General features: G+C 60.6%; 19 protein-coding genes and 2 tRNA genes. 10 read left to right on the top strand and 11 right to left on the bottom strand.

Features of this window, described 5'->3' with window-relative positions:
- The first annotated feature begins 226 nt into the window (after positions 1–226).
- From ACZ5G6_RS14655 to ACZ5G6_RS14645, 3 genes are all read left to right on the top strand, one after another.
- On the top strand, positions 227–1,678 hold the full coding sequence (locus ACZ5G6_RS14655; protein ID WP_498686189.1) for a glyceraldehyde-3-phosphate dehydrogenase: 1,452 nt from the start codon (positions 227–229) through the stop codon (positions 1,676–1,678).
- Between the two features lie 72 nt (positions 1,679–1,750).
- Positions 1,751–1,960, top strand: a complete 210-nt coding sequence (locus ACZ5G6_RS14650; RefSeq protein ID WP_498686188.1) for a hypothetical protein — start codon at positions 1,751–1,753, stop codon at positions 1,958–1,960.
- A gap of 122 nt (positions 1,961–2,082) precedes the next feature.
- Positions 2,083–2,883, top strand: a complete 801-nt coding sequence (locus tag ACZ5G6_RS14645; protein WP_498686186.1) for an HNH endonuclease family protein — start codon at positions 2,083–2,085, stop codon at positions 2,881–2,883.
- Here the strand turns inward: ACZ5G6_RS14645 and ACZ5G6_RS14640 are convergent.
- From ACZ5G6_RS14640 to orn, 4 genes are all read right to left on the bottom strand, one after another.
- Complete coding sequence (locus tag ACZ5G6_RS14640; protein WP_498686184.1) at positions 2,868–3,722, bottom strand: acyltransferase domain-containing protein; 855 nt, start codon at positions 3,720–3,722, stop codon at positions 2,868–2,870. The two genes, ACZ5G6_RS14645 and ACZ5G6_RS14640, sit on opposite strands and share 16 nt — an antisense overlap.
- A gap of 4 nt (positions 3,723–3,726) precedes the next feature.
- The gene (gene def / locus ACZ5G6_RS14635; RefSeq protein ID WP_498686182.1) at positions 3,727–4,299 is read right to left on the bottom strand and encodes a peptide deformylase; all 573 of its coding nucleotides are present in this window, start codon (positions 4,297–4,299) and stop codon (positions 3,727–3,729) included.
- Positions 4,300–4,435: 136 nt separating this feature from the next.
- Positions 4,436–4,508, bottom strand: a tRNA-His gene (locus ACZ5G6_RS14630).
- A 132-nt stretch (positions 4,509–4,640) separates the two neighbouring features.
- A complete protein-coding gene (orn, locus tag ACZ5G6_RS14625) occupies positions 4,641–5,234 on the bottom strand; it encodes an oligoribonuclease (protein ID WP_263422400.1) in 594 nt (197 codons plus the stop codon).
- A 191-nt stretch (positions 5,235–5,425) separates the two neighbouring features.
- Between orn and mptB the strand changes: the two genes are divergently transcribed.
- A complete protein-coding gene (gene mptB / locus ACZ5G6_RS14620; RefSeq protein ID WP_498686180.1) occupies positions 5,426–6,982 on the top strand; it encodes a polyprenol phosphomannose-dependent alpha 1,6 mannosyltransferase MptB in 1,557 nt (518 codons plus the stop codon).
- Positions 6,983–6,995: 13 nt separating this feature from the next.
- Here the strand turns inward: mptB and ACZ5G6_RS14615 are convergent, their stop codons facing one another.
- Positions 6,996–7,682, bottom strand: coding sequence for a DNA alkylation repair protein (locus ACZ5G6_RS14615; protein WP_498686178.1), 687 nt, complete (start codon positions 7,680–7,682; stop codon positions 6,996–6,998).
- A 180-nt stretch (positions 7,683–7,862) separates the two neighbouring features.
- Here ACZ5G6_RS14615 and map point away from each other — a divergent pair, with 180 nt between their 5' ends.
- Positions 7,863–8,630 carry a type I methionyl aminopeptidase gene (gene map, locus ACZ5G6_RS14610; protein WP_223933186.1) on the top strand — a complete coding sequence of 256 codons (768 nt, stop codon included), beginning with the start codon at positions 7,863–7,865 and terminating at the stop codon, positions 8,628–8,630.
- Here map and ACZ5G6_RS14605 read toward each other — a convergent pair.
- Both ACZ5G6_RS14605 and ACZ5G6_RS14600 read right to left on the bottom strand, forming a co-directional pair.
- Positions 8,627–9,274, bottom strand: coding sequence for a GNAT family N-acetyltransferase (locus tag ACZ5G6_RS14605; protein ID WP_498686176.1), 648 nt, complete (start codon positions 9,272–9,274; stop codon positions 8,627–8,629). The two genes, map and ACZ5G6_RS14605, sit on opposite strands and share 4 nt — an antisense overlap.
- 67 nt (positions 9,275–9,341) lie before the next feature.
- A complete protein-coding gene (locus ACZ5G6_RS14600; RefSeq protein ID WP_223933181.1) occupies positions 9,342–9,899 on the bottom strand; it encodes a single-stranded DNA-binding protein in 558 nt (185 codons plus the stop codon).
- 220 nt (positions 9,900–10,119) lie between these two features.
- On the opposite strand from ACZ5G6_RS14600, the gene ACZ5G6_RS14595 reads away from it, so the two are divergent.
- A tRNA-Arg gene (locus ACZ5G6_RS14595) sits at positions 10,120–10,192 on the top strand.
- A 44-nt stretch (positions 10,193–10,236) separates the two neighbouring features.
- Here ACZ5G6_RS14595 and ACZ5G6_RS14590 read toward each other — a convergent pair.
- Positions 10,237–10,689: an SRPBCC family protein gene (locus ACZ5G6_RS14590; RefSeq protein ID WP_498686174.1), complete on the bottom strand. Its 453-nt coding sequence runs from the start codon at positions 10,687–10,689 to the stop codon at positions 10,237–10,239.
- A 98-nt stretch (positions 10,690–10,787) separates the two neighbouring features.
- On the opposite strand from ACZ5G6_RS14590, the gene ACZ5G6_RS14585 reads away from it, so the two are divergent.
- Both ACZ5G6_RS14585 and ettA read left to right on the top strand, forming a co-directional pair.
- The gene (locus ACZ5G6_RS14585) at positions 10,788–11,282 is read left to right on the top strand and encodes a DUF6993 domain-containing protein (RefSeq protein WP_223933177.1); all 495 of its coding nucleotides are present in this window, start codon (positions 10,788–10,790) and stop codon (positions 11,280–11,282) included.
- 93 nt (positions 11,283–11,375) lie between these two features.
- Complete coding sequence (ettA, locus tag ACZ5G6_RS14580) at positions 11,376–13,058, top strand: energy-dependent translational throttle protein EttA (RefSeq protein ID WP_223933175.1); 1,683 nt, start codon at positions 11,376–11,378, stop codon at positions 13,056–13,058.
- 81 nt (positions 13,059–13,139) lie between these two features.
- Here ettA and ACZ5G6_RS14575 read toward each other — a convergent pair whose 3' ends face one another.
- Entirely contained in the window at positions 13,140–14,045 is a 906-nt protein-coding gene (locus tag ACZ5G6_RS14575) for an acyl-CoA thioesterase (RefSeq protein ID WP_223933173.1), read from the bottom strand.
- A 63-nt stretch (positions 14,046–14,108) separates the two neighbouring features.
- Here ACZ5G6_RS14575 and ACZ5G6_RS14570 point away from each other — a divergent pair, with 63 nt between their 5' ends.
- Positions 14,109–14,780: a DUF8185 domain-containing protein gene (locus ACZ5G6_RS14570; RefSeq protein WP_223933171.1), complete on the top strand. Its 672-nt coding sequence runs from the start codon at positions 14,109–14,111 to the stop codon at positions 14,778–14,780.
- 2 nt (positions 14,781–14,782) lie between these two features.
- Here the strand turns inward: ACZ5G6_RS14570 and ACZ5G6_RS14565 are convergent, their stop codons facing one another.
- A complete protein-coding gene (locus ACZ5G6_RS14565; protein ID WP_223937596.1) occupies positions 14,783–15,196 on the bottom strand; it encodes a globin in 414 nt (137 codons plus the stop codon).
- Between the two features lie 34 nt (positions 15,197–15,230).
- Positions 15,231–15,893: a mechanosensitive ion channel family protein gene (locus tag ACZ5G6_RS14560; protein ID WP_223933170.1), complete on the bottom strand. Its 663-nt coding sequence runs from the start codon at positions 15,891–15,893 to the stop codon at positions 15,231–15,233.
- 87 nt (positions 15,894–15,980) lie between these two features.
- On the opposite strand from ACZ5G6_RS14560, the gene ACZ5G6_RS14555 reads away from it, so the two are divergent.
- Positions 15,981–17,012, top strand: a complete 1,032-nt coding sequence (locus tag ACZ5G6_RS14555) for an NAD-dependent epimerase/dehydratase family protein (protein ID WP_498686171.1) — start codon at positions 15,981–15,983, stop codon at positions 17,010–17,012.
- The last annotated feature ends 11 nt before the right edge of the window (positions 17,013–17,023 follow it).

The raw sequence follows: 17,023 nt of genomic DNA, 5'->3' as shown, positions 1-17,023 counted from the left end.
CTTAGACTTGTTATGAACGTGGATGTTCTGCCGCCGGGACTGCGTTCGCAGCCGGCGGTCTTTTCTTTGCAATCGTTCAAGGCGCTGTGGGTGGACCGAAGCCCGGCCAGTGCTTGTGCCGCAGGATTACTCCGGGCGGCCGCCATCTGCATACGAGGACGTATGTGGTTGACCCAAGGAAGGTAGTTCTGTGAGCCAGACGTCAGATTCTTGTCTTGATAAGTGGATGGGCCGGGAGGCTCTCGCCGAGGCCATGATTCCGGTAATCGGCCGGTTGTACCGGGAAAACAACGTGGTCACGAGCATCCACGGCCGGAGCCTGATCAACAAGTCGACCATGAACATCCTGAAGGCCCACCGCTTTGCGCGCCGGATGAGCAACACCGAGCTTCTGCTCGAAGAAACCGCACCCCTGTTGAACGCGCTTGCTGAGCTGGATCTCGGCGCGGCTGCCATCGACATTGCCCGTCTCACCGAGAAGTTCCGCGTCGAGGGCCACGGCACCTCGTTGGACGAGTTCCTCCGGGCCGAGCTTGCAGAAATCGTCGGAAAGCGCGGCGCTGATGACCGCACCAGCACCGACGTCGTGCTGTACGGCTTTGGCCGCATCGGCCGCCTCCTGGCCCGCATCCTGATTGAAAAGGCCGGTGGCGGGCATGGCCTGCGGCTGCGTGCCATCGTCGTCCGCAAGGGCGCCGAGAACGACCTCGTCAAGCGTGCCAGCCTCCTGCGCCGCGACTCCGTGCACGGTTCCTTTGAGGGAACCATCCGCGTGGACGAGGAAGCCAATACCATCACCGCCAACGGCGTTCAGGTCCAGGTTATCTACTCGGACAACCCCGCCACCGTGGACTACACCGCCTATGGCATCAAGGATGCCTTGGTAGTTGACAACACGGGACGCTGGCGCGATGCGGAGGGCCTGTCCCAGCACCTGCAGAGCAAGGGTGTTTCGCGCGTCCTGCTGACGGCTCCGGGCAAGGGCGACCTGAAGAACATCGTCCACGGAATCAACCAGTCCGACATTTCCGACGACGACAAGATCGTCACCGCTGCGTCGTGCACAACGAACGCCATTACTCCGGTGCTGAAGGCCATCAACGACAAATTCGGCATCATCCACGGCCATGTCGAAACGGTGCACTCGTTCACGAACGACCAAAACCTGATCGACAACTTCCACAAGGGAGACCGCCGCGGCCGTTCGGCAGCGCTGAACATGGTTATTACGGAGACCGGTGCTGCCAAGGCTGTTGCCAAGGCGCTTCCGGAACTTCAGGGCAAGCTCACGGGTAACGCCATCCGCGTACCTACCCCGGATGTATCCATGGCGATCCTGAACCTCAACCTTGCCAACGGCACCACGCGCGATGAGGTTAACGACTACCTCCGCGAAATGTCGTTGCACTCGCCGTTGCGCAAGCAGATCGACTACATCGACTCCCCGGATGTTGTCTCCACCGACTTCGTTGGTTCCCGCCGCGCAGGCATCGTCGATGGACTGGCCACTATTTCCAACGACAAGAACCTCGTGCTCTACGTCTGGTACGACAACGAATTCGGCTACTCCTGCCAGGTGGTTCGTGTCATGGAGGAAATGGCCGGCGTCAACCCGCCGTCCTTCCCTGCCCGCGACATCGTCGCTCCCATTGCAGTGCTCGAGGCGGCCAACGCCTAAGCCTGGAAGTATTCACGGGTTTCCCGGCTGAGTTACTGGTATCAGCCGGGAAACCTGACCAAAATGGGGTTCATGGAAAATGAATCGATCTTGGAACACGAGACCACGCTGGAACACGCACTGGATGTAGCACGGGCCAACCACAAACAGGCCCAGAAACTACTGGACCAGGCCATCGCAGCAAATGCTGCAGGGGACGTCACCGACGAACGCGTCCAGCAATTGCGTACGCTGCTGGAAGTGGCTGCCGAAGACCTCAAACGCGTGATGCGTGAGCAGTAAACGGGGAATGTTCCCCACCCCTGCAGTGTGACTTCTCCTACACACTGTGGATATCAGCTCTGACTGTCGGTGCCTTGTCCTACGCTCGAAGGACACGACTCACACCGACTGGACGGAGCCCCTTGAGTATCACCTGGTCTGCCTACAAACGCGCGCGCAGACGATCACGCCAAGCCTGGGCAATTATGGGATTAGCGGTCGCCACCCTGGTGGCGGGACTGTCCTGGTTCTTCACCACCGGCCAGTTCAATGCGGCCGAGCCATGGGTCTCGGGTCCCAGTGATGCGCCGGTATTCAATCCCGCTTGGATGAAGCCCATTAGCGGCATCGAGGCCGTTCCTGCGGAGAAGGCAAGCGCCGCGCTGGAGGACTTGCAAGTCAAGGGACGGGCATCCCAGGAAGACTATGAGCGAACCGCGTTCGGCCAGGCGTGGCTGGATGCGGATCGAAACGGATGCGATACCAGGAACGACATCCTTCGCCGGGACCTTTCGTCCGTGGAGTTCACCAGCGGATCCTCATGCAAGGTTGCCACTGGGGAGTTTCAGGAACCCTACACAGGCGCCCACGTCACCTTCCGCCGGGGCCAGGACACCAGCGCCGACGTTCAGATTGACCATATTGTGGCCCTGGCTGACGCATGGCAAAAGGGTGCCAAGCAATTAACCGTGCAGCAGCGGCAGAGGTTGGCAAATGATCCGCTGAACCTTATTGCGGCTGATGGGCCCGAGAACGTGAAGAAGGGCGCAGGCGACGCCGCCACCTGGCTGCCGCCGAATAAGAACTTCCGGTGTCACTACGTGGCACGGCAGATCTCCGTCAAGGCGGCCTACAAGCTCTGGGTCACCCAGGCGGAGAAGGACGCCATGATGCGTGTCCTCTCTTCCTGCCCGGATCAGCAAACCATTTACAGGGCCAGGTGACCGTGTCCCAGTTGCCAGGTGCCGCCGTCGTCGATTCTCTCCAGGACGATGCGCTGAAGCGATGTTTCCCGGGGTAATTGGTCCAGGTTCTCGAGCCCCCGCTTCCGGAAGGTGAAATACACCGCATCCGATGGGGCATCCGTGCATCGATCCAGGGTGAAGCGGCGGGCGAAGGAGGCGATGTTGCTGTCCGGAAGCCGCTCAACAAGGTAAGGATCCAGCATCCAGGACTCACACGTGGCCATAGTGGCTGGCTTGTCCGGGAAATATTGGGAAAAGAAAGAGCGCGCCTCCTCGAAGCTGGCGTCAACCAGCTCGGGGGAGAGGCCGCCGTCCTCAGGAATGTGGACGCCAAGGACCCAATCGGATCCGTAAGGGACGCTGCCCCCTGACCCGTCCTGGTGTTTGCTGCGGATTAGATGGAACTGCAACCGGCCCAGCCTGAACAGATTCCCTGCCATGTGCAACGTTAGCCAGCTCCAGGTGTCCAGCCCGAAACGTCCATGGACGCGGCGGTTGATGCGGAGCTGAAGCCCCATGTCTGCCAAGGTGGCCGCTGACACTTTAGCGTTGATTCCCAGTTCCAGATGGTACGCGTGGACCTTGGGCGCGAATCGGAGCAGGACTTCGATCCAGCTGATGTCGTCCAGCCGACCGGGAGGAACCCGGCCTGGAAGAACGCTGTCGGCCGGAAAGGTGCCAAGCCGTTGCTGCAGCAGCTCCATCGCCTCCCGAACGTGGCCACTGGGATTTCTGTCCAAGAGTGCGGCGCATTCCACGGCGTCCTCGCCGGCAATGTCCAGGAGCTCGAATAATTCTGCATGGCGTGCTTGGTTCATCGGATCAATTTCCGAACGGGTCCGGGTCGACGCCAGGCATCCATGTCAATCCGGGAACTCCCCAACCGTTCTTCTTGGCCTGCTTCATTGCCTTCCTGGCATAACGGTCAACAAGGCGGTTGACGTAGAGCTTGCCGTCCAAATGGTCGTACTCGTGTTGCATGACTCGAGCGAACCAGCCCGTAGCTTCGAAGTCCACAGGGTTTCCATCACCGTCAAAGCCTTGGACGCGGGCCCACTCGGCGCGCTGCAGAGGATAGTGCTCACCGGGAAAGGACAGGCAACCCTCAATGTGCTCTTCCGGATCAGGGAGGGCTCCCGAGATCTTTGAGAGGGTCAGGACGGGGTTGACCAGAACGCCTTGCTCGGGGACGTCGTCGTCATTGGCGTACTTATACACAAAGATGCGCTTCCCGACTCCCACCTGGGGTGCGGCGAGGCCCACTCCGTTCGCGGCATCATTGGTTTCGAACATGTCAGCTATGAGTTTTCGGAGATCGTCATCGAATACTTCGACTTCACTTGCCCGTCGGTGCAAAACGGGTTCGCCCCAAATGGTCACTGGCAGGACGGTCATGTCAGCTCTTCCTTAGTCGATCGCTGTGTTCCGGAAGCAACCCATAGGACTGCAGGCGGGCCAAAACAAAACAAAGGCCGCACCGGATAACCGGTGCGGCCTTTGTGGAAACCGGCTTCTAAGCCAATCTCGGCGGGGTGAGCGACGGGGGTTGAACCCGCGACCTCCTGGACCACAACCAGGCGCTCTGCCAACTGAGCTACGCCCACCATGTGCCTTTTTCGGTAAGTCCGTATGAACGGCATTCCGTGAAGGCAACGACAAATAGCTTACCTGTTGTTTTGGGGTGAAAAGACCACTTTTGCCGGTTTCGACGAAAAAACCTCCAAAAATGGCCCAGATCACATAGTTTCTGTTGAACCCAGGGTCTCAGCAGTGGCCGTGACGTCCTTGGAGATTCGCTGGGCGGTAGCGGTGTCGGGGCCCGGCGCTGGAACAAACACGGCCTGCCTGTAGTAGCGGAGTTCGTCGATGGAATCCTTGATATCCCCAAGTGCGCGGTGGCCGCCATGCTTGGCCGGCGACTGGAAGTATGCCCGGGGGAACCAACGGCGGGAGAGTTCCTTGATGGTACTGACATCGATGACGCGATAGTGGAGGTGCTCCACAATGTTCGGCATGTCCCTGGCCAGGAACATCCTGTCGGTGCCCACAGAGTTACCCCCCAATGGCGCCTTGCGGGGATCCGGAACCCATTTCTCGATGTACTCAAGCACCTGCGCCTCGGCTTCGGCCATCGTCTTGCCGTGGGGGAGCTCGTCAAGGAGCTTGGAGCGGGTATGCATGTCGCGAACGAAGTCGTTCATCTGCTCCAGCGCTTCGTCGTCGGGCTTGATGACGACGTCAACGCCATCGCCCAGGATGTTGAGCTCGGAGTCTGTCACCAGCGCCGCCACCTCGATCAGGGCGTCGTTCTTCAGGTCCAGGCCGGTCATTTCGCAGTCGATCCAGACGATGCGTTCATTAGTAATAGGCACGCGCCTAGCCTATCGTTCAGGCGGTTCCAAGTGCTCCGATGGTAGGATTTTTGAGCACGGCAGTGTCTTTTCTTCCTGTCGTGAACAGCCCCCAGAGAATCAGATTTTCTGTCCCGGAACGCACGGGTAAACGATTGGATGAAGACCACATGACGGTGCCTGTACCCGCCGACCAGAAGGCAGGGAAAGAAGCGCCGCCTGCGGATGCGGCTGCCAGCGAAGTGGATAACGCCAAGTCCCCGCTGATCGCCGGTTTCATCGGTTCGATGTTTCTTGTCTTCGGCTCGCTGGGGGTTGGCTGGCTCGCGCCGGTGTCTGAACTTCGGCGGCTCCCGCTCTTCATCTGGATGCGCACCGAAGGCGTGGGCGTGGCATTGTCCATTGTCCTGTTGGCCGTTGGTGGCATGCTGCTTGTCCGGGCCTGGTTGCGCCTGGGACAGCGCGTCCGCGTATGGGGACTCCAAGCCCGCAAGGCCACGTTGCAGGCTGTGGTGGCCTGGGGACTGCCCATGATGTTCACCGTCCCGTTGTTCAGCAGGGATGTTTACGCCTACATCGGCCAAGGCAGACTCATGGTTGAGGGGATGAACCCCTACGAGAATGGGATTTCTGCCCTCCCGAACTACTTCCAATTGGGTGCCGACAAGATGTGGACGGAAGCACCCGTTCCGTACGGCCAGTTGTTCCTCTGGATCGAACAATTCGTCGTTTGGGTGACCAACGTCCAACCCGAGGCATGCATCATGCTCTTCAGGCTGGTGGCCGTGGCCGGTGTCATACTCTGCATCATCTTCGTGCCCAAGCTGGCAGAACTCCACGGCGTCAACCCACACCGCGCACTATGGCTGACAGCAGCCAACCCACTCTTCCTTACCAACTTCATTGCCAGTGTCCACAACGACGCCCTCATGATTGGACTGGCCCTCGCAGGCCTCTACTACTGCGCCACCCGCCGGGTCATCCGAGGACTGGTCCTGGTAACCCTCTCGATCTCGGTCAAGCCCATTACGGTGGTCTTCCTGCCGTTCATCGGGCTGCTCTGGGCCGGCAAGAGTGCCTCATGGCCGCGCAAGTTCCTCTACTGGTTCCTGACAGCCGCCCTGACGTTTGGTCTCCTGTACGCCATGAGCTTGGTCAATGGATTTGGGTTTGGATGGGTGAAGGGCCTGTCGGCCCCGGGAAGCGTCTGGATTTGGTACGCACCCATCGGCCTGATCGGCCTGGTCGTCGCCTCCATCTTCAACGTTTTTGGCCTCGATGGCTGGGGCATGGCCAAATGGGTTTACGACGCCGGCAAGGTGCTGATGGTGGGGGCCATCGCCTGGCAAGTGTTCCGGGGAGAGCACGATCGCCTGATGCGCCGTCTCACCTTGGCATTTGCCGCGATTGTCCTGTTGGCTCCCATGATCCAGTCATGGTACGTGGTGTGGCTGATTCCTCTGTTTGCCGTAACCGGCATCCGCAACGACTGGCAGGTGAAGGCCGTCTACTTCGTGGTGTCGTTCTTCATGGTCTATGCCATCTCGGACCAACTAGATGTGTTCCCGTATCTTCAAAGTGAGGACCTCGGACTCGCCTTGACCCTGGCACGGAACGCGGCCGCCATCATCGCGCTTCTGTTTGCCGTTTACTTGATATTCGTGGATCCGAAGACAAAGAGTCTTTTCCGCAAACGCGACGAACCAGGTCTGCGCCCGATCATCTGAGATTGCGCGGCACTCAAGAGGATGACAGAAGCCTTACTGCTTCACGTGTGGACAACGGGCTGAGTGCTGGACCATTCTCCGCCGCGAAGGCCCTGACCCACTCCGGGTTCGTCTTGCTGTACTCCCGCAACGCCCATCCGATGGCCTTCCTGATGAAGAATTCCTTGTCGGCAAGGTTGGGTTTGATAACAGCCGCCAGCAGTCCTGGATCCGTTAGGGACTTGGCTGCCAATTGAGCAGTAATGGAAGCCCTGCGGATCCACATGTCCTGGTCGGTGGACCATTGGAGTAACAGCGGTGTCATTGTGGACCTGTGTGCAAGGAGGAGGGCGCAGAGACGGTGGGACACGCCGTCGACGAGGTCCCACCAAGCCCCAGTGCGGATAATTTCCTCATAGACCGGCAGCATGTCAAGGTCTTCCTTGACCATAGGCAGGCCCGTCAACTCAATGGCTGCATAGCGTTCTTCGCGGGCCTCGGCATTGCGCCACATATCCAGGACAGCGTCGCGAAGACTCACGGGTGAAGACACGGGAAACTGCTTCGCTGCGACCTTGACGATCCTGCGCACCTCAGGCACCCGGATCCCCCAGGAGGGTATGTCCGACTTCATATAAGCCTGGGCGCCCCTGGCACGCTCAGCGTCCCCGGCGGAGCGAAGTGTTGACCGGATGGCCTCAAGCAGGTCCTTGTTGTCCATTCCCCAACTCTATGACCGGCTGTCTTGGGAAAAGGACCCAGGCCGGCCGTACCTCTCTGTTCTCCGCTTTGTTCTCCGCACTCGCAGCGACCTGCGCCGTAGAGTGGAATTAATCGCCAGCGGGTCCGGGAATGATCCCGAACGGCAAACTACCCCGCCCAGCAAAAATGGAGGAACCCCATGTCCATGGTGAAAACACCGGACCAGATCTCGATGATGCGCGAGGCCGGCAGGGTGGTGGCCCACGCCTTGGCAGCTGTCAAGGACCACGCGGACGTCGGTATTTCCCTCAAAGAACTGGACGAGCTTGCAGCCAGCGTGATTTCAGATGCGGGGGCCAGGCCGGCTTTCCTTAATTACCACCCACGGTGGGCCGCGGTCCCGTTTCCCGGCGTGATCTGTGCCAGCGTCAATGACGCCGTGGTGCATGGAATTCCGGATGGCTATGTTCTCCGGGATGGGGACCTCCTAAGTGTGGATTGCGGCGCCTTCCTTGAGGGCTGGTGTGGAGACGCGGCTGTCAGCTTCATCGTGGGCACTGCTGATCCGGTGGACCAGGCATTGATCGACGCCACAGATGCGGCACTCGCCCGCGGTATCGAAGCAGCCCGGGTGGGTAACAAAATGGGTGACCTCGCCTATGCAATCGGCGGCGAGGCTAAACGGGCTGGATATGGTTTGCTTGCCGACCACGGTGGTCACGGCATCGGCCGGACGATGCACGCCGAACCTCCCGTTCCCAACATGGGCAGGCCGGGCCGGGGCATCAAACTGGAGGAGGGTTTGGTTATCGCCATCGAACCCATGCTCATCCTGGGAGGCAAGGACGACTACTACCACGATGACGATGAGTGGACTCTGCGCTCAGCAAGCGGAAACAAGGCTGCTCACAGTGAGCACACCGTCGCTATCACCGCGGATGGACCCATGATCCTGACGTTGCCCTAGCGGCATCGATGACAGCTGACCCTTCTATGCGGGCTCCCCTTGAGGCGAACTAGGGCGCGGTTGAGGCGAACTACGGCGCGCCCAGGAATGGGAGTTGAAACCACAGAGAACCCGCCTTCAATGAACAGCGAAACCGTGCCGTGATACAAATCGGATGGACCAGCCTTTGGCCGCAGGCTGGTGTCAACGGGATATGCCTCCAGAGTAGTAGCCCCGTTCTTGAAGGCATGGTTGACCGCTGCCCGGAGTAGCATCGCAGCAACACCTGATCGTCGATGGTCCCGTGAAACCACAAAACAGCTCACTGACCAGAGGGTTTCAACGTCAACGGGCGGCAGGTCCGCTGCCCGCAACAGCTGCGACCGTTCTATGCGGGGATAGTTTGCCCGTGGTTCCACTGCACACCAGCCGACCGGCTGGCCGCCCCGGAACGCCAGCACCCCCGGCTCAGGATCCTCGTCGAAACGTGCCCGCAGGAGTTCTTTGAGTTCGCTGGGTGCCGCAGACCTGAACTCCGTGCCGGGGAGGGCGAACCAGCGGCACCAGCACCGGGACGGCTCGCCCTTGACCCCGAACAATTCCTCCACTGCCTCCCAGGAAGCAGGAGCAGTCTCAAGCCGGTGAGCTGCTGTGTCGTGTGGCATGGACCCAGAATAAACTCCGCATGCGGTGCTGGCCCCACAAGTCTCTCCCGCAGTGCCATGCCGAAGTTCAAGCCCCGGCACCCACCAACTCACCTGTGGCTGTGTTTACCACCAGCGGACCGGCACCGTCCGGATCATCGACGTCCACCGTTTCTGTCTCATCCTCCGGGGGCGCCTGTTCGTTGTCGCCGGCCTCCCACTCAATGCCCGCATGTCCAGGCTTCCCGGCGGCCTCGCTTGGCTGGTTACCATCGGCTGGAGCCGAAGTCCCGGTCATCCGGGTGAAGTTCGCAGAGCCCCACATGAGGTCGTGCCCCACTGATTCAGCGTCGATTTCTGCCACATGATATATCCGACCCTCGTGTTCCCACTGCCGTAGGCGTAGCTTTCCGATGACGATCACGCGTTGCCCCTTCTTCACGCTGCAGCCGACGTGGCCAGCCAAGTAGCGAAAGGATTGCACCGTATACCAGTTGGTGGTGCCGTCTATCCATGTATTGCTTGCCCGGTCATAGCGCCGTTCAGTTGTTCCAAGACGAAAAGAAGCCGTAGCAGTACCTCGCGTAGTGGTCGAACTCTTAACCTCTGAAGCTACGAAGCCTCGAAGAGTGATGGTGTCGTTCATGGTGGTCCTTCTCGATGTAGGAAAGTGCCCGTCCGGCCCTCTTAGCTTCATCCATGCAAACCAGGCAGGGGAGTGCGGTGTCTGCCTATGTGAATAACTCCGGCACGAAGGGTTGTTGTGGAGGAGAAGTATCCGTAGGCGTGGGCTGACAGGCTGCAGGCCGAATGCACTGTAAACTCTTTGTGGCGCCAGCGGCTTAGGCTGGTATTGGCGCAAGTGCGCCCCAGTAGCTCAGGGGATAGAGCAGCGGCCTTCTAATCCGCCGGTCGGGGGTTCGATTCCCTCCTGGGGCACAAGAAATCCCCCGGAACCCACATGGTTCCGGGGGATTTATTCTTTAGTCGTCTGACTTGTTGCCATGTGACTCAAGAAATTCCTTGAGGTTCTGAAGAACCATTCGCCAGGTCGCTGCGGAATGCTCCACTTCTTGTTCGCTCTTGTTGTTGCCCTGCGTAATCGTTACGGATGTCTCCTCGCCAGCATCGTCCAGCTGGTATGCAACGGTGTGATAGTTCTCGGGAGCATCGGGAAGTCCCGTTGACGGGCTGTAGTGGGTGGTTTTCAAGAGCTGCAGTGGTTCGAAGGCCAGGATGATGCCCTTGTCCTCGTATGCATTGCCGTTGTATTCGCCGGAGTACGTGATCGGATCGCCCACCCTCCAGGACGTTTCCACATTGGTTCCGAGAAAGTATTGCTTGATGAGGCCAGGATCCGTCAGGGCCTTCCACACGGCGTCGCGCGGGGCAGCTACGGTGATTGACGCCTCGGCGTTGGGGACTTTTCCTTCCATGGTTCTCTCCCTTCCGAGGCCCACCGGTCCGGGTGGGCCACCACTTGGCCCACGCTACGCCCGTGCGCAGTCCATGGGAATGGCAGAATGGCACTGTGATGAGCAGGGGAACCAAGGCCGAGCAGCCCAGACATGCCAGCAACTTTCAGCTGAACGGAAAGGCCGCGGCGGCCTTCCTGGTGGTTGTCACTACGCTTGCACTGTCAGCATGCACCGCGTCGTCCCCCCAAGCACCCGCGGCTGGCGGCCCTTCTTCAAGCCCGGCATCCCAACCGGCCGGCGGGACGAGTATGGACCCTGCGGTAGCGGCCACGAGCACAGCTGTGGAGGCGGCGCTGAAGAGAATCGCGGCTGCCAACCCCAAGCCTGACACTGAATCGGTGCGGGCAGCCTTGGTATCTGCGGGCGTTCCCAAAGCCAACGTGGAAGTGTCCGTGGGCCGAACGCCCACAGGTCTTGATGTGGATGCCTTGGAAGCTGCCGCCCTGACCGGTGATAGTTGCATCATGGGTCAGATCCGGGATGGCGGTGTGGTGGTGAGCGTCCTGCCGGTACTTGCCACCGGAAAATGCTTCGTGGGGAGCGTTCGCTAACTGCGGCCGGCCGCACTGCCCCCCGGGAGCTGCTGGCGTCGCCCAATAGCACCGAATGTGAGATCTGTCCGCCTACCCACTAGATTTAAGGGCATGGCGGAATTCATTTACACGATGACCAAGGCTCGCAAGGCCGTTGGCGACAAACTTATTTTGGACGATGTCAGCATGTCGTTCTATCCTGGCGCGAAGATTGGCGTCGTAGGCCCGAACGGTGCTGGTAAGTCCACCATCCTGAAGATCATGGCGGGGCTGGACACTCCATCAAACGGCGAGGCCCGCCTGAGCCCCGGCTACACCGTGGGCATCCTCTTGCAGGAACCGCCGCTGAACGAGGAAAAGACCGTCCTTGGCAACGTCCAGGAAGGCGTTGGCGAGATCTACGGCAAGATCCAGCGTTTCAACGAGATCTCTGAAGAGATGGCCAACCCGGATGCGGACTACGACACACTCCTGGATGAGATGGGGAAGCTGCAGGAAGCCATTGACGCTGCCGATGCCTGGGATATCGATTCCCAGCTCGAACAGGCCATGGACGCATTGCGCTGCCCGCCCGCCGATTCCGATGTCACCGTCCTCTCTGGTGGTGAACGACGCCGCGTAGCGCTGTGCAAGCTTCTCCTCCAGAAGCCGGACCTCCTGCTCCTCGATGAGCCCACCAACCACTTGGACGCCGAGAGCGTACTTTGGCTCGAACAGCACCTCTCCCAGTACCCCGGTGCGGTCCTGGCCGTGACCCACGACCGTTACTTCCTGGACCACGTGGCTGAGTGGATCGCAGAAGTCGACCGCGGCCACCTCTACCCGTACGAAGGCAACTACTCCACATACCTGGAGAAAAAGAAGGCCCGCCTCGAGGTCCAGGGCAAGAAGGATGCGAAGCTGTCCAAGCGCCTGACCGAAGAACTTGAATGGGTGCGCTCCAACGCCAAGGGGCGCCAGACCAAGTCAAAGGCCCGCCTGGCCCGCTATGAAGAAATGGCTGCAGAGGCCGAGCGCACGCGAAAGCTGGACTTCGAAGAGATCCAGATTCCGCCTGGACCGCGCTTGGGTTCCGTGGTGATCGAGGCCAAGAACCTGAAGAAGGGCTTCGACGATCGAGTCCTGATCGAGGACCTCTCCTTCTCGCTGCCCCGCAACGGCATTGTTGGCGTTATTGGACCGAATGGCGTGGGCAAGTCCACCCTGTTCAAAACCATCGTTGGCATGGAGCCGCTGGACGATGGCGAGCTCAAGATCGGCGAGTCCGTGAAGATCTCCTACGTGGACCAGTCCCGTGGCGGCATCGATCCCAATAAATCCCTCTGGGAAGTTGTTTCGGAAGGCCATGACTATATCCAGGTCGGCCAGGTCGAAATGCCTTCGCGGGCTTACGTTTCGGCGTTCGGCTTCAAGGGACCGGACCAGCAGAAGAAGGCTGGCGTCCTCTCCGGTGGTGAGCGTAACCGCCTCAACCTGGCGCTGACCCTTAAGCAGGGTGGAAACCTTCTGCTCCTTGACGAACCAACCAACGACCTCGACGTCGAAACTCTGAGCAGCCTCGAAAACGCCCTGCTTGAGTTCCCTGGCTGCGCTGTGGTGGTCTCCCACGACCGTTGGTTCCTGGACCGCGTAGCAACCCACATCCTCGCCTATGAAGGTGACGACGAGAACCCCTCCAAGTGGTACTGGTTCGAGGGTAACTTCGACTCCTACGAGGAGAACAAGGTGGAGCGCCTGGGCCCCGATGCGGCCAAGCCGCACCGCGTGACGCACCGTCGCCTTACCCGCGACTAATCCAGTCGCCAAGACACAAACACAGAGGTCGGTCCCATCACGGACCGGCCTCTGCGCTTTAACGCTTCAACGCAAAGCAGCCTACGGAATCCGGACCATCCCCTCTTGTGCCACGGTTGCGACGTGAATGCCTTCGCGGTTGAATATGCGCCCGGTGGCCAGGCCGCGTGCGCCTTGGGCGCTGGGGGACTCCTGGACGTACAGCATCCACTCGTCCACCCGGACGGGCCGATGCCACCACATGGCGTGATCGAGGCTGGCGACGCTCATGCCCGGTGTCATCCACGCGAGGCCGTGTTTGCGGAGGATGGGTTCCAACAACGTGTAGTCGCTGGCGTAGGCCAACGCGGCCCTGTGCAGCTTGGGGTCGTCCGGCAAGGGGCCCATGGTTTTCATCCACACGGCGTTGGTGGCCACGTGCTCGGTTGGCGGTGATACGTAGAGCGCAGGATCGATGTGACGGACGTCGAACGGCCGCTCGGAGGACATGTGCCTGGCCAGAGGGTGATCGAATTGAGCCAGGAGATCTGCGGTGCTGGGCAAGGATTCGGGGTCCGGAATGCCTTGGGGCATGGCCGCTTGGTGATCCACGCCCTCATCTTCAACCTGGAACGAGGCAATCATGGAAAGGATGGGAACGCCGTCCTGGTAAGCATGGACGCGCCGTGCCGAGAAAGACCGACCGTCACGCAACCGTTCCACACCGAACGTGATGGGCTTATTGGCGTCACCGGGGCGCAGGAAGTAGCCGTGCATGGAGTGGGCCACGCGGTCCGGTTCCACGGTCCGCATGCCGGCCATCATGGATTGGGCTAAAACCTGGCCGCCGAAGACACGATGCCTGGGCTGTTTTTGGGACGGTCCAAGGAAGATGTCCTCATTGGTCCGGGCTCCGTCGAAGTCACCCAGGTCCAACAGGCTTATGAGCACTTCCGTGGGATCCTCTGTGGGTGCCTCAACCTCGAGGCCAGCGTTCGTGTCAGTCATGGTTCGACTCTAGACGGCCCCCCGAGCCCTCTCAACCGCGGACATGCCGGTAGAGTCGATGATGTGACAGACCTCTTGACCCAGTCCTTCCGCTTTGCCGATCCCCGCGACCTCGCTGACCTGAGGACGTACGTCACCCGTGCCAAGAGCATCGACGACGGCGCCATCCGACTGCAGGCCGCGGGCGAAGTGTTGGCCGCTTACGTGTGTGTGCTTAGGCCACGCATCCTTGGCGAGTCAACTCCCACAATCCTTGGTTTGCGCACCATGGCGCTGGCAGAACCGGCGCAGGCCGATGTCACGGTGACGCTCGCGTCCGTCATGGACCGTCTTGCCCGCTCCGGCGCCGAGGATGTCGAGTTGCCCATCCCGCCGTCGACGGTTTCGGAGTCATGGGCTGGCGTCGGCGCGCCACGGAGCGGTTGGGAAGCTTTGGGGATGGTGCCCGACGCCGATCTCAAGTCAGCGGCGGAAGCCGGAATTGCAGAGGTGGCTGGCGTCGTGCCCGCTACCGCCGGTGCTGCCGTTGTGAATACGGCCCGGGCCGCCGTGTGGGGACGGGCGCTGCCCGGCCTCCGTGACATGCCTGCTGGTGCGGCTTTCGCTGCCTTCGCCCTGGGGTTCCTCGGCGCAGGCGAGCAGCAGCTGTTCCGGAATGGACGGTGGTTCCGTCTGAGTGGTCCTCGTGGCCATGTCCTGGTCCGCACGGGCGCTGGCCTGGGTCTGGGCTTTTAGGCTCAGACTGCGGAGGGGCTGTTCACCATGGTTAGGGCAGCGCGTTCCATGTAATCCCAAAGCGTTCCCTCATGAAGGGGCGACAACCCCAGTGAGTCCACTGCTGTCCGCATATGGAAGAGCCAGCGGTCCTTCGCTTCGGGAGTGACGCGGAACGGCATGTGGCGCATCCGCAGGCGGGGGTGGCCGCGTTCCTCACTGTAGGTGGTGGGGCCACCCCAGTACTGCTCCAGGAACATGAGGAAGCGCCGCTTTGCCGGCTCCAGGTCTTCTTCCGGGTACATGGGACGTAGCAGGGGGTCCTGGGCAACGCCGTCGTAGAAGACGTCAATCAGCTTCACGAAGGTTTCGTGACCGCCCACGGCTGCGTAAAAACTGTCGGTGTAGGCAGGTTGGCTGAAGGGATCGTTTTGCATCAGCTGGCGTCGTTGACCAGCTTGGGGATTCGTTTCACTCACTTGCTTTCTCCTCAGCCTTCTCGGCGGCGCCGGTGGGGTCGGTGTCCGGCGACTCCAACGGAACGTAGTCTCCTTGCGAACGGTTGCCCACACGAAGGATTTCACCGTTTCGCAGATACCAGATGGCTCCGTCTTCAGCGCGCACCCGCGTGATGCGCAAGCCCACTGATTCAACGGTACCAATCACTTCGCTGGTGACGATCACATCGCCAATTCCGTACTGGTCTTCGATGGTGATGAAGATGCCGGCCAGGAAGTCACGGATCAGTTGTTGTGCGCCGAAACCAATCGCGACACCCAGAATTCCCACGCTCGTCAGCAGGGGTGCGACGTCCACGTTCATGTACTTGAGGACGTAGATAATCACGATCACTACAACGACGACGCTCACGAGGCTTGTCAGCAAGGTGCCGATGGTTTCGGCGCGCTGTGACCGGCGTTCATGGTCCAGTGCGCGGATGGCGGGTTGAACCCATTTGAAGTGTGGCTTCTTGAAGAAGGAACTGCCCGCAGACACTCGCCGCGTAATGCGCAGGATGATGAAACGCGCCACGATCCACACCACCAGGCCTACGCCCACGGTGATGAGGATCGAAACGACGTCGATTTTCTCCGGTTCTATGGTGATGGTTTCCGCCAGGGGGATGGAGATCAAGGTGGAATAGCTCCTTGTCGTCGGCCCGTGTTCGCCGGGCGCGGAACACTCTGTCCACCTCCAACCCTATCGCCGTAGCGTGACCGTATGCGCATCCTGGTCTTGGGCGGTACTGCCTTCCTGTCAGCTGAAGTCGCAAAGCAGGCGGTTGCCTTGGGGCATGACGTCACCTGTTTTGCCCGTGGGACCCAGGCGAACCCGCCCGACGGCGTTACCTGGGTCCGTGGCGACCGCAGCTTGGGTAGGGCGGCCTATGAGGATGTGAACGGCAGCTGGGACGCGGTTGTTGACGTGTCCCGGGATCCTGTGCAGGCGAGGGATGCCCTGGAAAGGTTGGGGCCGGGCGCACGACATTGGACCTTTGTGTCCAGTTGCTCGGTGTATGCCGATCATTCGGTTCCCGGTGCCGACGAGAGTGCACCACTTCTTGAACCCCTGCCTGAAGGTCAAGCGGGTACCCCGGAAACCTATGGCGAATCGAAGTCGGCGATCGAGCAAATGACACTCGCCTTGGTTGGGCATAAAGCCCACATTGTGCGGGCCGGGCTGATTGGAGGGCCAGGAGACGGCTCTGACCGTTACGGCTACTGGCCAGCGCGCTTTGCCGCCAACTCCGAGCCGGTTATCGTGCCGGACATTCCAGATGATGCCACCCAGGTCATTGATGTCCGAGACCTCGCCACGTGGATCGTCCACGCGGCGGAGAAGGCATGGACGGGCACGTACAACGCCATGGGGGATGTGGTTCCGTTCAGTGAGTACATTGCGGAGTCACGCCGCATGGCCGCAGGTCCGGGGACGCAGCCAGGTGCAGAGGCAAGGCCGCTGTCGGCCCAAACCATCTGGGCTGAGGAAGACTGGCTGGTGGAGCATGGCGTCTACTACTGGGCGGGGCCGGACTCACTTCCCCTCTGGCTGCCATCGGACCATGACGGCTTCCAGGCGCGGACAAATCGAGCCGCGAAGGGGCTCGGTATGACACTGCGGCCCTGGCAGGAGACCCTGCGGGACGCCTTGGACTACGAGCGCAGCCTGGGGTTGGAAAGGGAGCGCAAGGCTGGCTTAAGCCGTGAAACCGAACGCAGGCTGGTGGGACTCCTCGGGAAACAACAGGCCTAAGGCGAGGTCAC

This window comes from Arthrobacter sp. TmtSoilC51 (assembly GCF_055388015.1).
This window is presented reverse-complemented; position numbering and strand designations above follow the sequence as displayed.

Bases quoted from the DNA above. Each gene is read 5' to 3' on its own strand.
- ACZ5G6_RS14565 (WP_223937596.1), bottom strand. From the start codon at position 15,196: ATGCAAAACGATCCCTTCAGCCAACCTGCCTACACCGACAGTTTTTAC.
- ACZ5G6_RS14615 (WP_498686178.1), bottom strand. From the start codon at position 7,682: ATGGACAACAAGGACCTGCTTGAGGCCATCCGGTCAACACTTCGCTCC.
- ACZ5G6_RS14605 (WP_498686176.1), bottom strand. From the start codon at position 9,274: ATGCCACACGACACAGCAGCTCACCGGCTTGAGACTGCTCCTGCTTCC.
- map (WP_223933186.1), top strand. From the start codon at position 7,863: ATGTCCATGGTGAAAACACCGGACCAGATCTCGATGATGCGCGAGGCC.
- ACZ5G6_RS14640 (WP_498686184.1), bottom strand. From the start codon at position 3,722: ATGAACCAAGCACGCCATGCAGAATTATTCGAGCTCCTGGACATTGCC.
- def (WP_498686182.1), bottom strand. From the start codon at position 4,299: ATGACCGTCCTGCCAGTGACCATTTGGGGCGAACCCGTTTTGCACCGA.
- mptB (WP_498686180.1), top strand. From the start codon at position 5,426: ATGACGGTGCCTGTACCCGCCGACCAGAAGGCAGGGAAAGAAGCGCCG.
- ettA (WP_223933175.1), top strand. From the start codon at position 11,376: ATGGCGGAATTCATTTACACGATGACCAAGGCTCGCAAGGCCGTTGGC.
- ACZ5G6_RS14655 (WP_498686189.1), top strand. From the start codon at position 227: ATGGGCCGGGAGGCTCTCGCCGAGGCCATGATTCCGGTAATCGGCCGG.
- ACZ5G6_RS14590 (WP_498686174.1), bottom strand. From the start codon at position 10,689: ATGGAAGGAAAAGTCCCCAACGCCGAGGCGTCAATCACCGTAGCTGCC.
- ACZ5G6_RS14650 (WP_498686188.1), top strand. From the start codon at position 1,751: ATGGAAAATGAATCGATCTTGGAACACGAGACCACGCTGGAACACGCA.
- ACZ5G6_RS14585 (WP_223933177.1), top strand. From the start codon at position 10,788: ATGAGCAGGGGAACCAAGGCCGAGCAGCCCAGACATGCCAGCAACTTT.
- ACZ5G6_RS14555 (WP_498686171.1), top strand. From the start codon at position 15,981: ATGCGCATCCTGGTCTTGGGCGGTACTGCCTTCCTGTCAGCTGAAGTC.
- orn (WP_263422400.1), bottom strand. From the start codon at position 5,234: ATGACCGGCCTGGACCTGAAGAACGACGCCCTGATCGAGGTGGCGGCG.
- ACZ5G6_RS14600 (WP_223933181.1), bottom strand. From the start codon at position 9,899: ATGAACGACACCATCACTCTTCGAGGCTTCGTAGCTTCAGAGGTTAAG.
- ACZ5G6_RS14575 (WP_223933173.1), bottom strand. From the start codon at position 14,045: ATGACTGACACGAACGCTGGCCTCGAGGTTGAGGCACCCACAGAGGAT.